Source organism: Candidatus Symbiopectobacterium sp. NZEC135, assembly GCF_025962695.1.
In genome coordinates this window covers 13359-29358 of the sequence record NZ_JAGFPF010000052.1, presented here as the reverse complement: position 1 = coordinate 29358, position 16000 = coordinate 13359, and the positions used below count along the sequence as shown (strand labels likewise).

Below are 16000 nucleotides of genomic sequence, written 5' to 3'. Positions count from 1 at the left end.
CACCTGCAAAAATTAAGTGGACACCTAAATTACAGAACCTGATGCAGTAAACCAGACGGTGCTGACTGGACGCTTACTCCTGGAACAGGTTCCCTAGCGAAGCTGTTGTCTCAACAACGACACATCGTTGAATATGATCTTACATTTGGCTTCAGCATAGAATCGAAGCCGACAGGGGTAATAACGCAATTTAAACATCTACGCCCCTTTCAAAAGGACTTCAAAATCTGCACCACTCAAGTCAGGCGTAGCGCAGAGCATATCTCTGGCCAATGCACGTCGACGCTGCAGAAGGTCATCCAGAGTTTCCTCAAATGTGGTTATTTCAGTGTCTCTCACCGTCGGATAATAGACATACACGTCTTTAGTTTGTCCAATTCGGTACGCCCGGTCTGTTGCCTGATCTTCTTTGGCTGGGTTCCAGCAACGAGTGAAATGAATAACATGATTGGCTTTCTGGACGTTAACACCGAATCCAACTGCAACCGTAGAAAGAATAATCACTCCAAAACCTGACTGAGACTGAAAATCATCGATCAGCCGCTGACGACTATTCTGGCTACTACTTTTAGTGCTGGTATCGCCGTTAATAATGACTGTACGGAAACCAAACTTCTGATAGATTGCATGTTGAAGTTCACGCTGTAAGTCTCGAAGTTCAGTAAAAATAATGACCTTATCTTCCGTGGTATGCTTTATTTCTTCGAGTATTTTCAACAGCCAGTTAAGCTTAGGTGAGTTATCACGAAAACGTGGCTCTGGATTAACTACTGCAGGGTGTGCGCAAATGAGTTTCAGTCGGTGTAACAAACCTAACATACCTGCTCCGGCCTGCTGCATTCCTTCGCTCAATGCTTGCTGCTGTTGCCAATTTGCAACAGACGAAAGGTAGAGCTGTTTTTGCACGCCGGACAACGTCAATTGTTTGCAGTTTTCTACTTCAATTTTCTGAGGCAAATCCCGCGCAACCTCTTCTTTGGTTCGGCGTAAAGTCTGGGGTTCTATCAGTGCCCGCAAACGTTCCAGTCGTTCCGTATCGCGGCCAGCGTCGTTCTCAATAGGACGAACATAATGTTTACCAAATTCATTTAGTGCCCCTAATAATCCTGGCTGGGCAAAATCAAATAAGCTCCACAGGTCAACAAGTGTGTTTTCGACGGGCGTACCGGTACACGCCACTTTAAACCTTGCTTGTACCGCGTTGGCAGCATGTGTGATTAACGCGGCTGGATTTTTTATTTTTTGTGCCTCATCGCACACCATAATGGACCATGGCTGGCGCGCCAGAGAAAACTCTTGATCGCGAAGCGTTTCGTAAGTCGTCAGAATGATTTTCGCCTCACCTTGCCAGCCAGGTTTAAGCAGATTTTTGATCCCCTGAAACTGCAGATGAGCAGGAATAGCCTGTTTGGGGTATTTCACCGCTTTAATCGTCTCGCCATACAATTTCAACACTGGAATACCCGCAGTGTAGAAGAAGTTGTCCAGCTCACGTTCCCAGTTATCTAAAAGAGAGACAGGGGCAACAATAAGGCTTGGCGGTTCCTGCGGAAATTTTTCAATAAACCAGACCAAGAAGCTCAAAATTTGCAGCGTTTTCCCCAGCCCCATATCATCCGCCAACAGGCAACCCGCAGTTTCCTCAGGTGAACTAAGGAAAAGTTGCTGGAGCCAGGCAACGCCTTCACGTTGATGATCTTTGAGTCGGATATGTTCTTTCAGACTCAGAGGGATTTCAGGTTCTGCATGACGCGCATTGAGGAGTGAATCGCGGCGCTGTTTGATGTAGGCCGCTTCTTCAATATTCTGCTCAATTTTGAGTACAGCTCGGACCGCTTTATCGACAACTTTATCTTGAGATTCATTTTCAGCGCTCTGCTGTTTTTCCCAGTTCTTACTGAAGGTCTTAGCTGCATCCAGCAGTAATTCGCTGTCATTCCATGGTGTAGTGATATGTGTTTCACCTGCAGCTTCTGCCTGAGCAATGCTCTCCTGAAGTTCACCGAAATGGTGAAGATTTTCAGGTTGCCAGCCAGCCAGTGTTTCGACTGAAAATGCGGAGAAATCGATGTCATCTGGAAGCCAGTTTTCACTTTGCGCCTTGGTCAGCCAGGGAGAGGAGATTTTTTCAAATTCACCAATGCCAATCACCCGATCGCCATACTTCCCAATATCCAGCACATCGCTAAATTCTTTTCCTTCAATTTCTTGCTGCCAGCGTGTAAGTAGAGCCTGACAATCGAGCCACTGTTGTTCAGTGAACTGGCTTAACTCAAGTTCGTAACCTTGCCAGGAGCCTGCAGGCATCTGTGCTACAACGCTAATACCGAGTTGCTGTATAAATTTTTCAAGCTGCCAGGGGGCTGAGAACACAAAAGTGACCGCTGGCTGGGGAACAGGTGAAACTGGTTCAAGTACTAGCGTCACTTCCTCGATCTTATTCTCAGCATTCTGTTGGGGTATCAACCTGAAATGATGGAAGAAAATCCTGGCATCAAACAACGCCTGCTCATGTTCCTCGGGGGCAATAACATTGGCGGCATCTTCGCCCAAAAATGTATAGGGATTACGAACAAAAGAAAGCGCTTCGCTTCCGGCCACTCGACGACCAGGGATCGAATGTATTGAGTTTAGGACTTCTTTCACTTCGGGAGGGATGATGACGTGGCTAAGTTCGCCATTCTCACCAGGGATACGATAGCTATCATGAACCTGCGAATTCTTGTCAAAACTGCCTAGCCAGTTAGCTGGCTGGTCCTCGAAATGGGGCTCAATTTCGATAACAGCAGTATCAGCAACCGTTGATTTACGCAGACGTAATGACAATGAAGTTGGTTTGACGACATGTGTTTTTTCTAAATAATCATCAAATTTTGCTGCGGCTTGTTTTGCACATTTGCGGATAGCGGCCCATCCCAGTTGGTTAGTGGTTTCTCCTGGGGTCTGATCTTGCTGTGCGCTGAGTTGTTCAGTTGCCTGTAAGAGTGCCCAATTTTCCCGCGATACCAAATGTTGCTGGTTTTCATGGGTTAAAATGGCACCGGTACGACTGAAACGGATCGGCTTGCGGGCTGGAAGCGTGACCCATTCAGCAATCCAGATGCGAAAATCACGGTCACTTAATGCACCACGTGAACTCAGGCTTGCGCGTAAAGGCAGTATCTCAGGTACACCGATAAGAGGCAGGCTGCTGGCATGTTCCTCATCCTCCAGCAGGCGATACAATGCATCCCAACTCAACAACCACCGGTCTGTAAGTGATATCAGATAGTCTTCTTCAGCCAATTGTTCTAGCCAGGACGCCAATGCCCAAAGCTGCGAATCATCAACCAGCGATAGCGGAAAGTTGAGTCCGTTTTCTTCAACCTGGTATTTATTCTTTAGGTGGCGTTCTATCTGCTGACGGTTTCCCGTCAGTTTACTTAGCAGGCGTTTCAGCATTATTTGATCCAGTAACGATGCGGTTCTTTAGCCACAGGCGCAAAGCCTAGTCGTAACAACTCCCTTTCTAGGGTGTCGTCAGGTGTATTGAGTTGTACGGACAGCACGCCACCTTTTTGTCGATTATCGCTGACGACACATGAAGTCCCTTCAACCAGACGCTGAATGGCCGTATCACGCAACGGATTGATGATTTTAATGGCAGACAGAGAGGCAGGAGAGTCTGTTTTCTTATCGACAAACTTAACGGGTTCTTCCGCCATCCACCGAATACCCAACTTACGCAGCTCGTCGTCGTATTTCAACATCCAACCCGTTATCCGTACTTTGTTATACCCCTCAGCACGAGGTGCATGAGGCATTCTGAGTACGCAGCGCCCTTGGTCTTTTAGATGAATGTTAATATCCAGCGTGCGTGATTCGGGATTAAATGGCGCGTGACCTATTCTATAGGCGTACATCGCATTTCCTGTCCCGGAAAACTCAACGAACAGATAATCGTTGATCTGCATAATCATAGCGTTATCAAAGCTACGTCCACCTCGTAAGTAGCTGAGTCGTCCCTTATTCTCGTCGCGGAATTTCACAAAGTCGCTACCACGATCTTGTCGGGCATCAGTCCCCATGACGATACGAGTAAATCCCATCTGATTGGCGAAACGGAGCCAGTAGTGCAATCGTGCTTGATCGACATCGCCATTACCGCGCAAGAGTTCAAAGAAATGTGTCAGGTCTTGTTTTGCCAGCCATCCCCGCACCATCGCAGCGACCGGCTCGGCGACATACCGGTGCCACTTATTTTGCTGGCTTTTCAGTTGGGGATTATCCCAGTATTCCAGCGCAGCCTGCTTCAGCGCTGAATGTGCCTGATCGCGATAAATGGAATGATAATAGCGAGTCAGGGTCGCAGCCATGATGTCATCACGAAAACGTACCCACTGTGCAGCCAAACCCAATAACCAGCTGATTTTTTCCAGAAACTGGGGAGCGTCAAGAGTATCCAGTTGTGCTAAAAGCACCGTAAAAATACGTTTCCACAACCAGCTGCTATCGGGGATTTGCGCAATTTTCTCTAATGCTGAAAGTGAATTGCTTTCACCCGCAAGTAACTGCCTGGATATCACGCCTCCAGCTTGTGGGGTAAAAATGTCATGATAAAACTCAATGGTTTTCATCCATGATTTTTCTCGTCGTATCGCGGCTTTCACCACGAAGTAACCCCGGGCGATATGCCCCCGCAATACGCACCAGTGCGGGTTTGTCTCGGGTGATTCATGCTGGTAAGCAAAATAGCTTGAACAAAGTGCCGCCCAATCCTTGCGTTTTAACGCATTAGATTCCAACCGCTTCTTGATAGCGTTGTCGACCTCAGGAAAAAATACATCATCCTCCAGCAGGATTGGCTGGTCAGGATATGACGGATCGTTATCGGCAAGACCATAAAATACCATCCGCCATTCTCGTTCCGATAGTTCTTCCGCAAGACGAAGGCGACGCAGAGCCGCCAGACGCATTTCTTGTGGCGGTAAGGGAATGCTTTCTGCCTTATCAAACCGTTTTTCCATATCGTGGGCAACGGAAGCCAACGTATGGAAATCATTACGTAGATAATGGTCATCCCGTTGACTGGAAGAAAGCCTATCGGCAATACGTTGAGAAAGAGAATTGAGTGCCGGCGTCATTAGGGCATTACCAACTGACAAACTTCTTTATTAACCACAAGCGGGAAATCTACCTCATCAGCCCCATTACGTTTATCTTTAAGCCCGAAGAACTGCATACGTAACTCGACGCGACGACTAGCTTCTTTGCTTTCCTTGGCATTATTGAAGGAGACGCCACCCGCAAGGAAAAGCTTACGGATTTGGATCTGTTGTTCTGCAGAAAGACCTTTTTGCAGTGGGCTGCGGCTATCAAGCAGACTACACATCACCCATTCAGAGCGCTGTAGGGAGAGATGTAAGTTATACAGATATGAGCCATCAGTGTCGGTAAACCCTTCAATGACGATTTGCTTAAACCACTTTTTGCCCTCTTCACTGTCGGCAGCTTCCAGCACCAGCGGAACAACATCCTGCAGTGCTTTTTGCCCTTCAGCGTTCAGGAAAAAACGGTTGTGATCGAAACGCCCGGCTTCGCCAAAACTGATACGGTTATCGTGGCAATCTACAACAATAGTTTTATTCACGTTGCGGGCATGCAATTCCAAGCGCTCACACAATTTGGATATATCCTGCCCCCTTGTTTTTTCCCCCTGCTCCACACGTTGAATGCGCTGTGTAACAGAGCTCAGCGACGCCACCATAACGACCAGAAATAACACCATCATAGCCGTCATCAGGTCGGCATAGGAAATCCAGAATGGTTTCTCCGCCTCATCGCTGCGGCGTTTTTTAACGCCAAATGCGTTTCCAAACATCAGCAGTCACCCCTCAGGCACGCACGCGTGACAGAACATCGTCAAGCTCGCTGACGCTTTCTCCAATCTGTTCAACAGAACCGGCGAGCAGATTGGACGCTTTCGCCATTTCTACATCAAGTTTACCCAGTGTTTTATCCAGGCTACGTGAAACACCTTCAGAGAAGTCTTCAAACCCTTTCCCAAGCACGTTACTGACATTTTCCATAAAAGCCTGTGCTTCCCGGTTATAGCCCTGCAAGCGTTCACCGTGCTGTTTAAGATCGGCGATAAATTGGTTACGTGTGGTTTGTTCAGACTGCGTATTAGCGGCGAGTAATTCCAGCATGGCAATGGATTTGCTAACGGCTTCCCGATTGTTACGATAATCGGCCACTACAGAGGTGAGTTCGCTGGTGGCAAGAGAGAGCGATGAGCCCGCCGATTGCGCTTTATTCAGTACATCAGCAGTGAGGTGATTTGCTTCCGATACCCGATCGCCTGCGTGTTCAAAGCGTTCAGCTGCAACACGCATTTTGTCCGCGCCATTTTGCATATCCTGAATCTGTCGGTTGGTTTGTTCCGCAAATAGGCGCAGTGTTTCAGTCGTTCCCTGATGTTGACTGGCAACAGTTTCGATCAGTTGTTTAATCTGATCGTCTACCTCACTCATCACTCGCTGTGTCTGTTCGTGCAAGGACTGTTGATTCGCTTGCTGATTCGCTGAAATCTGTTGCTGACCCTTATCGATCTGCCCAAACAAGCTACCCAACTGTTCACCAAGCGCCTCGACAGAGGCCGCCATTTTTTCCATTGTGGCACTCTGTCCCTGCTGCACCGAGTTTTGGATGGCTTCAATAAAGGCGGCCATATGCTCTGCCTGTGCTTTTTCTCGCGCTTCGCTATCGGCGAACATTTTCTCCAGTTGATGAGCCATACGCTCACCGGCCCCTTCACCTTCCGCGCCAATCTTAGCCACTGAAGCCTGAAGGCTGGTGAGCATGTCATTCATACCAGCCTGCATCGCTTGCTGACCAGATTTCATCTCTGATAGCAGTTGCTCGATAAGTTGTGCACTGCCTTGGCGGGAATCATCGCTCACCTGACGCATGTCCTGTAATAACGTGGCGAAACCGTTTTGCATTGTCTGAATCGCGCCAACAGTTTGCCCCATCATTTCATTAAGATTAGTGAACTGCTGGCCAAAAGTGGTGTCGAGTTTCGCCATAAATGCTGTCAGCACATCCTGGAGCATGTTCTGCACCATACCGCTTTGATCGCCGCTGGCTGTCTGGACGGCACCGGCAATTTTATCCAGAGGCGACTTCAGACTGTTTTCAATCGCACCACTGACTTGCTCGGCAAATTGTGCGCCAGATTCGCGGTAAGTGGTGCTTAATGTATTGGCCAGACGCTCATTTTCAACTTTCTGGTTTTCGGTTAGTTGCAGCAACATATCGCGGAGATCGGTAACCAGGCTCTCTTTCAGATGACGTGCCTGAGTCGCGCTTTCATTACTGGATTTTACCAATGAGGCAAGGTATTCCTCGCCAACGCCGCTGTCATAAAGAGAGTCCAGAGCAGCAGTGAATTTTTCCAGATATTTGTAGCACTTGGCGATAGATAGCTTTTCCAACCAGGTGACAAGAATGGAGGCAAAAATAGCGAACGCAGACCCCAGGAAAGCATACAGCACATCGTGCAGCAGATTATTGACGCTACTGGTGACCTGTTCTGGTGTGCTGGGATCGAAGTGGTTGAGACCAATCATCAGACCATAGAAGGTGCCGATAATCCCCACACCGGTCAGAATTCCGGGCAGGTGTTTGAAGAATTCGGTGTTTAAAGGAATATCGATCAATTGTTGATCCGAGAAGAAACTGGCACTCGGTGCAGTGGCGCGAATACGGAGGATTTTTTCTTCCCCGTTACTCAGTTCACGCTGCGGGTGCAACGACTCTTCGAACTCATTCCACGCGTGCCTGAGTCCAGGCCGCTGAAACAGGTTCTTAAGATGTTCAAGCTGGGCCTCTGGAGCATTGTTTTCAACGCTGATAATTGATTGTGTGTATTTTTTAAGGCCATTCACAATTCTAATGGCTCTGATCAAATAAAAGAAAATAAAGCAAACGACTGCAAAGCTAACGAGACCGATAACAGTGACAGGCACCTTGTGGGGCTCCACAGACGTAAGTGTCACTAAGAGGGAATTAAGCCAGGACATTGTTTTATCCGTTTAATATATTAATCTGTGATCAGAGTTACCATCGACAACATTCTGATTACCTTTAATCAAAATTTATACGCTGCAATGGTCGTTACCGCATCGCGAGCCCTAAATGGCTCCTGCCGTTCAAGGAATGAATGATAAAAGTAGGATAAACAAGCGAGACGGTGATCTAGTTTCCTCTTTTTTACCCTTCAAAAGCAAACTTCTTCACTCGGTGTCGTTTGTAATCGTATCCGTTCCGGTTATCATTTTGCGCAATGCATTCCAAAACTGAATTTGCGATATGGCATGGTTGCTCTTTCGCTGCGATCTACCCCGAGGATTTTCATGAACAACGCTGAACAACAGTTTCTTAATGAGCTGGATAACAAATTTTGGAAAGCTGCCGACAAGCTGCGCGCCAATATGGATGCCGCCAACTACAAGCATGTGGTGCTGGGCCTGATCTTCCTGAAATATGTTTCTGATGCCTTCGAGGCGCGCCACCAGGAACTGATGGCCCTGTTCAGCGATGTCGGCAATCCAGACAACATCTATGCCATGTCGCGTGACGACTACAACTCCGACGAAGAATACGCACAGGCTATTCAGGACGAGCTAGAAGTCGAAGATTACTATACCGAGAAAAACATCTTCTGGGTGCCCAAAGCCGCGCGTTGGGAAACACTGAAAAACAAAGCCATGCTACCGCCCGGTACGGTGCTATGGGTGGATGAAAACACCGGGCAGGACGTCAAACTGCGTTCAGTCTCCTGGCTGGTGGATAACGCATTGGATGAAATTGAAAAAACCAACCCGAAACTAAAAGACATTCTAAACCGCATCAGCCACTACCAACTGGGTAACGAGGTGCTGACTGGGCTGATTAACACCTTCTCTGACGCCAACTTTAGCAACCCGGAATACAACGGCGAGAAGCTCAACTTAAAGAGCAAAGATATTCTCGGTCACGTTTACGAATACTTCCTCGGCCAATTCGCACTGGCGGAAGGCAAGCAAGGTGGCCAGTACTACACGCCCAAAAGCATCGTGACCCTGATTGTCGAAATGCTACAGCCGTACAACGGGCGTGTGTATGACCCAGCGATGGGCTCCGGCGGATTCTTTGTTTCCAGCGATCGTTTTATTGATGAGCACGCAGGCGAAAAGAATTACAACGCTGCCGAACAGAAACGCAATATTTCCGTCTACGGTCAGGAGTCGAACCCGACAACCTGGAAACTGGCAGCGATGAACATGGCGATCCGTGGCATCGACTTTAACTTCGGTACAAAAAACGCCGATACGCTGCTGGACGATCAGCACCCGGACCTGCGTGCCGACTTCGTAATGGCCAACCCACCGTTCAATATGAAAGAGTGGTGGAACGATAAACTGAAAGAGGACGTGCGCTGGAAATACGGCACACCGCCGCAGGGCAATGCCAACTTTGCCTGGATGCAGCACATGATCCACCATCTGGCACCGAAAGGCTCGATGGCACTGCTTTTGGCCAACGGCTCGATGAGCTCTAACACCAACAACGAAGGTGAGATCCGCCGTAAGCTGATCGAAGCCGATCTGGTGGAGTGTATGGTGGCGCTACCGGGTCAGCTGTTTACCAACACCCCAATCCCAGCATGTATCTGGCTGCTGACCAAAGATAAATCTGGCGGCAACGGTAAAGCCCATCGCAAAGGTGAAGTGCTGTTTATCGATGCGCGCCAAATTGGCTTTATGAAAGATCGCGTGCTGCGTGATTTCACCCGTGAGGATATCGCCCAAATTGCCGATACCTTCCACGCCTGGCAGGCAGACAAAGAGTATGAAGACCAAGCAGGATTCTGCTTCTCTGCAACGCTGGAAGATATTCAGAAAAATGACTTTGTACTGACTCCTGGGCGCTATGTCGGTGCTACCGAGCAGGACGAAGACGATGAGCCGTTTGCCGAGAAGATGGAGCGACTGACGGCGCAGCTTAAAGAGCAAATGGAAGAAAGTGCCAAACTGGAAGCGCAGATTAAGGTTAATCTGGGGGGGCTGGGTTATGAGTTTTGATTTTCAACAATTGGTAATTGATGATGCAATGGATGCAATCATTGATTACAGAGGAAAAACTCCCAAAAAAAGCTCTTTTGGCATACCTCTAATTACTGCGAAAATTGTCAAAGGTGGTTCAATTTTAAAGCCAACCGAATTTATTCCTGTTGATAATTATCATAGCTGGATGGTTCGAGGGCTACCAAAAGTTGGGGATGTAGTGTTAACGACCGAGGCCCCTTTAGGAGAAGTCGCTCAACTTTCGAACGAAAAAGTAGCCTTAGCTCAGCGAATTGTCACTTTGAGAGGTAAGAAAGGACTTCTTCATAATGATTATCTGCTTTATTTGTTGCAGAGTTCATCAGTACAGAATCAACTTAATGCAAGAGCAACTGGCACGACGGTTAAAGGGATTAAACAGAGTGAATTACGGAAAGTTGTATTAAATATTCCCGCGTTAAAATATCAAAAATGGGCAGCAAAGTGCTTACAGTCTTTAGATAAGAAAATTAAAAACAATGATCGAGTAAACCAAACCCTCGAACAAATGGCGCAAGCCCTATTCAAAAGCTGGTTTGTCGATTTTGAACCGGTAAAAGCCAAAATGGCGGTACTAGAAATAGGCGGTTCACAAGAAGAAGCAACGCTTGCGGCTATGACGGCGATTTCTGGTAAAAATGCTGATGCATTGATGGTTTTTGAGCGTGAACATCCTGAGCAATATGCCGAGTTAAAAACCACGGCAGAACTGTTTCCGTCTGCGATGCAGGAGAGTGAGTTGGGAGAGATTCCAGAAGGATGGAGTCTTGGAGCATTGAGTAACATTGCCATTTTTGCCAACGGGAAAGTAGATATTTCCTCTCTAACACCTGAAACATATGTGTCTACTGAAAATATGCTGGAAAACCGAGCTGGAATTTCTACAGCAACTTCCTTACCATCAGTAAATAGCGTTCCAAGTTTTAGAAATGGACATGTTCTGATTTCCAATATTCGCCCTTATTTTAAAAAGATTTGGTTAGCTCGTTATAGCGGCGGCCGTTCGGCAGATGTATTAGCCTTTGAAGCACAAGATACTGTAACTGTGGAGTATATTTACAACCTTCTTTATCAAGAGTCATTCTTTGATTTCATGATGCTGACATCTAAGGGAGTGAAAATGCCTCGTGGTGATAAAACAGCGATTATGGGGTGGCAATGTATTTGCCCTGATAAGAAGATTGCTAATGCTTTTTCAAAGGCAGTTGGTAAGTATTATTCATTCATTGAAATAAACAATATACAGAATAAAACGCTAACCCAACTTCGCGACACCCTCCTCCCCAAACTCCTTTCCGGCGAAATCACCCTGCCGGAAGCCAAACAGGCAGTCAGCGAGGTGGAGCATGTATAAAATCGATACGCCAACCAACAGCCTGCACTCGCTGCAAGAAGTCTCTTTCAGCAGTCTTGGTTTTACTGAGCGCTATCATTTACAAGAATGGCTGGCGAAAAACCCGCAGGCCCTAACCCGCGATAACGACGATGAACTGCTGATTATTCAAAAAGAGTTCGCGGGCTTTGACAACACCAAAGAGCGTCTTGACCTGCTGGCGATCGATAAACAGCGCAATCTGGTAATTATCGAAAATAAACTTGATGACTCCGGGCGCGACGTCATCTGGCAGGCGCTAAAATACGCGGGCTATTGCGCTAATCTGCGTAAAGATCAAATCCTGGAAATCTTTCAACGCTACCTCGATAAATATGAACCGGAAGAAACACGCCCGGCAGCCGAGGTGATGGCGGAATTTCTGGAGTGTGAAAGTCTGGACGAAGTGCAAATCAATCAGAGCCGCACCCAGCGAGTGATGATGGTGGCAGCCAGCTTCCGTAAGGAAGTGACCAATACCGCCCTGTGGCTGATGCAGTTTGGTCTGCGGGTGCAATGCTTTAAGGTCAAACCGTATAAATTTAATGACGAGGTGTTTGTCGATATCCGTCAAGTGATCCCAACACCGGAAGCGGAATCCTACATGATCGGCATGGCACAGAAAGAGGCTGAAGAACAATCAGCCAGCGGCGAACTGAAAACCCGGCATCAGCTGCGTAAAGCCTTTTGGACCAAAATGCTGGAACGCCTGAAAGCCAGCACTTGTACGTTGTATAACAACATAAGCCCGTCCACTGACCACTGGCTCAGTGCTGGCTCTGGTATTAGCGCAGTCTCGTATAACTTGATTTTCAGCAAAAAAGAGATTCGCGTTGAGTTGTGGATCGCCAAAGCCTCAGCGGAGAGCAACACCTTTGCTTTTAATTGGCTATATGAGCGTAAAGAGATGATTGAGAGCACTTTCGGCCATGCGCTTAAGTGGGAGTCGTTACCAGGTAAAAAATCATGCCGTATCTCTTTCGCCACGTTTGCGACTAGCCTTGATGAGAGCAATTGGCCTGAGATGATCGACTGGTTGTTAGTCAACCTGACGGCGTTTGAAAAAGCACTCGATCCCTTTATTACCCCGCTGAATATAGCGCTCAAAGCAATTTCAAACGCGCCGGAAGATACGGAAGAACTTGAGACAGGGGAAGCCTGATGCTGAGCGAAGACGATTTAGAACAGCAGAGCTTAAAGTGGTTTGCTGAACTGGGCTGGGAAGTACTGCACGGGCCGGATATTGCGCCAGATGGCAACCATCCGCTGCGTACTTCATTCCATGATGTTTTTTTGCGCCCGGTATTACTGGAGCAGTTGCAAAAGATTAACCCACATCTCCCGTTTGCCGTGCTGGAGGAGGTGATACTGCGTATCGCTCGTGCGCAAAGCCCGGATCTGGTCGTCAGTAACAAAGCCTTTCACCACCTGCTGCTTGATGGCGTACCGGTGCAGTACAAGCAGGGCGATAAGATTATCCACGATAAAGCCCTGCTGATGGATTTCAACTACGCGAAGAATAACCGCTTCACAGTGGTGAATCAGGTCGCCATACAGGGAGCGAAGCAGGTTCGTCGCCCCGATGTCATCGCTTATATCAACGGTCTGCCCGTAGCTGTCATTGAACTGAAAAGCCCGATTGATGCTAATGCCGATATCTGGACCGCATTTAATCAGTTGCAGACCTACAAAAACGAACTCAGTGATCTGTTTATCTGCAATGAAGCGCTGGTGATCAGCGATGGCTACAATGCCCGTATCGGTTCTCTCACCGCGAACGAAGAGCGTTTCCTGCCGTGGAAAACGCTGTCTAATGAAGACGATAAGCCGCTGTTTGAGTGGCAGCTTGAAACGGTGGTGAAAGGGTTCTTTAACCGTGAACTGCTGCTCGACTACATTCACTACTTCATCCTGTTTGAAACCGACGGCAATCGACTCATTAAAAAAATTGCCGCCTATCATCAGTTCCACGCGGTGCGCGAAGCAGTGGCGGCAACGATTGTGGCCTCTACCGGTAAACACTTGTCACTGCGTAGCAACATCACACCGGGTAGTAAAAAAGCGGGCGTGGTATGGCACACGCAAGGTTCCGGTAAAAGCATTTCAATGTGCTGTTACGCCGGTAAACTGCTGCAACAGGCTGAGATGAACAACCCCACCATTGTGGTGGTGACCGACCGTAACGATCTCGACGGCCAATTGTTTGCCACCTTCTGCCAGGCACAGGATCTACTGAAGCAGGAGCCATTGCAGGCGAACGACCGCGGCCAGTTGCGCGAGATGCTCAATGCCCGTGAATCAGGCGGGATTATTTTTACCACCGTGCAAAAATTTGCCCCGCTGGACAACGAACAGGCACACCCGTCGCTCAACCTACGCAGCAATATCGTCGTCATTTCCGATGAGGCGCACCGCAGTCAGTATGGTCTTAGCGCCACGTTGAACCGAGAAACAGGCGCTTATAAATACGGTTACGCCAAACATATGCGCGATGCATTACCCAATGCGTCATTTATGGGCTTTACCGGAACCCCTATTTCTTCCGAAGATAAAGACACCCGCGCGGTATTTGGTGATTATGTCTCGATCTACGATATTCAGGATGCGGTAGAAGATGGCGCCACCGTGCCTATCTACTATGAATCGCGCTTGGCAAAACTCGACCTCAACCATGAAGAGCTGGAAACATTATCTAATCAAGTGGATGAGTTAGTTGAAGATGAAGAGGTTGCGCAAAAAGAGAAAACCAAAAGTGACTGGAGCCGCCTGGAAAAACTGGTCGGTTCTGAACCTCGTATCAATCAGGTGGCAGCTGATCTGGTTCAGCATTTTGAGGCACGTAATGCCACAATGAATGGCAAAGCGATGATTGTGGCCATGAGCCGTGAAATATGCGTAAAGCTATATGATGCCTTAGTCGCACTACGCCCTCAATGGCACAGCAAAGACGTCGAACAAGGTGAAATAAAAATCATCATGACCGGCTCTGCCGCCGACAAAAAACATCTCCAGTCGCACATCTATAATAAGCAGACCAAAAAACGCCTTGAAGCGCGCTTTAAAGATCTCAACGATCCGCTGAAGCTGGTGATTGTGCGTGATATGTGGCTCACTGGGTTTGATGCTCCCTGCTGCCATACCATGTATATCGACAAACCGATGCGTGGGCATAACCTGATGCAAGCTATTGCCCGCGTCAACCGCGTCTTCAAAGATAAACCGGGCGGTTTAGTGGTAGATTACATCGGTATCGCCAATGAGCTGAAACAGGCGTTAAAAACCTATACCGATTCAAAAGGTAAAGGGCAGACCACCGTCGATGCTCATGAAGCGTTCGCCGTTCTGCTTGAAAAACTGGATGTGATTCACGGCATGTTTGCTAAAACACCAACGGCATCCGGGTTCGATTACACTGGTTTTGAAGAGGTGCCTCAACGTTTTTTACTCAAAGCAGCGGATTATGTGTTGGGCCTCGATGATGGCAAAAAACGCTTTTTCGATGTGGTGCTGGCGATGAACAAAGCGTGGTCGCTATGCAGTACGCTTGATGAAGCCAAACCATTGCAAAAAGAGATCGCGTTTCTGTCGGCAGTAAAAGTGGCGATTATCAAGCTGACAACAACCGATAAAAAATTCAGTCAGTCAGAGAAAAATACACTGCTCGGTAAGATCCTCGATAACGCCATTATTGCGACAGGCGTAGATGATGTATTTGCGCTGGCTGGGTTGGATAAACCAAATATCGGATTGTTATCAGACGAATTTCTAGAAGAAGTACGTGAAATGCCACAGCGTAATCTGGCCGTTGAATTGCTGGAGAAACTGCTGAACGACGGCATTCATGCCCGCACCAAAAACAATGTGGTACAGGAGAAGAAATATTCAGATCGCCTGAAAGCCGTACTGCTCAAATACAATAACCGAGCCATTGAAACTGCGCAGGTGATTGAAGAACTGATCCAGATGGCAAAAGAGTTTCAGGAAGCAATGGCGCGTGATGAAGCATTGGGGCTGAACCCGGACGAAATCGCGTTCTACGATGCGCTGGCGGAAAACGAAAGCGCAGTACGGGAGCTAGGAGATGATGTCCTTAAGAAGCTGGCGATCGAAGTTACGCTAAAATTACGCCAATCCACAACGGTAGACTGGCAGGTGCGCGAAAGTGTACGGGCTCGACTGCGTATTCTTGTACGCCAGACGCTACGCAAATATAAGTATCCGCCAGATAGAACACCTGATGCTGTCGATCTGATACTGAAACAGGCTGAAGTGGTTTCAAATAGCTGGACGATTTGAGGTCAATCATGAAGGGAAGCGGTGAGTTTCCCTTTTCTAGCTAGTTATGCCAGTAATATTCAGCAAGATTATCGTAAGCAACTTCAGAAGTGAGGGGCCTTGGACTAGGGGAAAGGTAACTATTTCCTACCTGTCACGATTGAACCTCATTTACTTACTGAGTGTTGGAAGGATTGTGGTAAATTTCCTGTGAAACATGAAGTGT

At 47.8% G+C, this 16000-nt stretch carries 8 protein-coding genes; 4 read left to right on the top strand and 4 right to left on the bottom strand.

What is annotated here, in order from left to right; all coding sequences use genetic code 11:
• Positions 1–198: 198 nt before the first annotated feature.
• Genes zorD through zorA1 form a run of 4 tightly spaced genes read right to left on the bottom strand, consistent with a single transcriptional unit; the run spans position 199 to position 8063 of the window.
• Positions 199–3441: a type I Zorya anti-phage system protein ZorD gene (zorD, locus tag J5224_RS19070; RefSeq protein WP_264626854.1), complete on the bottom strand. Its 3243-nt coding sequence runs from the start codon at positions 3439–3441 to the stop codon at positions 199–201.
• Positions 3441–5123, bottom strand: coding sequence for a type I Zorya anti-phage system protein ZorC (gene zorC, locus J5224_RS19065; protein WP_264626853.1), 1683 nt, complete (start codon positions 5121–5123; stop codon positions 3441–3443). Before zorC ends, zorD begins: the two co-directional genes overlap by 1 nt.
• Positions 5123–5860, bottom strand: coding sequence for a type I Zorya anti-phage system protein ZorB1 (gene zorB1 / locus J5224_RS19060; RefSeq protein WP_039308225.1), 738 nt, complete (start codon positions 5858–5860; stop codon positions 5123–5125). Before zorB1 ends, zorC begins: the two co-directional genes overlap by 1 nt.
• Positions 5861–5873: 13 nt before the next feature.
• Positions 5874–8063, bottom strand: a complete 2190-nt coding sequence (gene zorA1 / locus J5224_RS19055; protein ID WP_264626852.1) for a type I Zorya anti-phage system protein ZorA1 — start codon at positions 8061–8063, stop codon at positions 5874–5876.
• A gap of 333 nt (positions 8064–8396) precedes the next feature.
• Here zorA1 and J5224_RS19050 point away from each other — a divergent pair, with 333 nt between their 5' ends.
• Genes J5224_RS19050 through J5224_RS19035 form a run of 4 tightly spaced genes read left to right on the top strand, consistent with a single transcriptional unit; the run spans position 8397 to position 15795 of the window.
• Positions 8397–10106, top strand: a complete 1710-nt coding sequence (locus J5224_RS19050) for a type I restriction-modification system subunit M (RefSeq protein ID WP_264626851.1) — start codon at positions 8397–8399, stop codon at positions 10104–10106.
• Positions 10096–11481 (top strand): restriction endonuclease subunit S, encoded by a 1386-nt coding sequence (locus J5224_RS19045; protein ID WP_264626850.1) that lies wholly within the window; start codon positions 10096–10098, stop codon positions 11479–11481. Before J5224_RS19050 ends, J5224_RS19045 begins: the two co-directional genes overlap by 11 nt.
• Positions 11474–12661, top strand: coding sequence for a DUF4268 domain-containing protein (locus J5224_RS19040; protein ID WP_264626849.1), 1188 nt, complete (start codon positions 11474–11476; stop codon positions 12659–12661). The genes J5224_RS19045 and J5224_RS19040 overlap by 8 nt, the downstream gene beginning before the upstream one ends.
• The gene (locus J5224_RS19035) at positions 12661–15795 is read left to right on the top strand and encodes a type I restriction endonuclease subunit R (protein ID WP_264626848.1); all 3135 of its coding nucleotides are present in this window, start codon (positions 12661–12663) and stop codon (positions 15793–15795) included. The genes J5224_RS19040 and J5224_RS19035 overlap by 1 nt, the downstream gene beginning before the upstream one ends.
• Positions 15796–16000 lie beyond the last annotated feature (205 nt).

What these genes read in the sequence shown, in the direction of transcription:
- J5224_RS19050 (WP_264626851.1), top strand. Translation starts at nt 8,397, where the DNA reads ATGAACAACGCTGAACAACAGTTTCTTAATGAGCTGGATAACAAATTT.
- zorC (WP_264626853.1), bottom strand. Translation starts at nt 5,123, where the DNA reads ATGACGCCGGCACTCAATTCTCTTTCTCAACGTATTGCCGATAGGCTT.
- J5224_RS19040 (WP_264626849.1), top strand. Translation starts at nt 11,474, where the DNA reads ATGTATAAAATCGATACGCCAACCAACAGCCTGCACTCGCTGCAAGAA.
- zorB1 (WP_039308225.1), bottom strand. Translation starts at nt 5,860, where the DNA reads ATGTTTGGAAACGCATTTGGCGTTAAAAAACGCCGCAGCGATGAGGCG.
- J5224_RS19035 (WP_264626848.1), top strand. Translation starts at nt 12,661, where the DNA reads ATGCTGAGCGAAGACGATTTAGAACAGCAGAGCTTAAAGTGGTTTGCT.
- zorA1 (WP_264626852.1), bottom strand. Translation starts at nt 8,063, where the DNA reads ATGTCCTGGCTTAATTCCCTCTTAGTGACACTTACGTCTGTGGAGCCC.
- J5224_RS19045 (WP_264626850.1), top strand. Translation starts at nt 10,096, where the DNA reads ATGAGTTTTGATTTTCAACAATTGGTAATTGATGATGCAATGGATGCA.
- zorD (WP_264626854.1), bottom strand. Translation starts at nt 3,441, where the DNA reads ATGCTGAAACGCCTGCTAAGTAAACTGACGGGAAACCGTCAGCAGATA.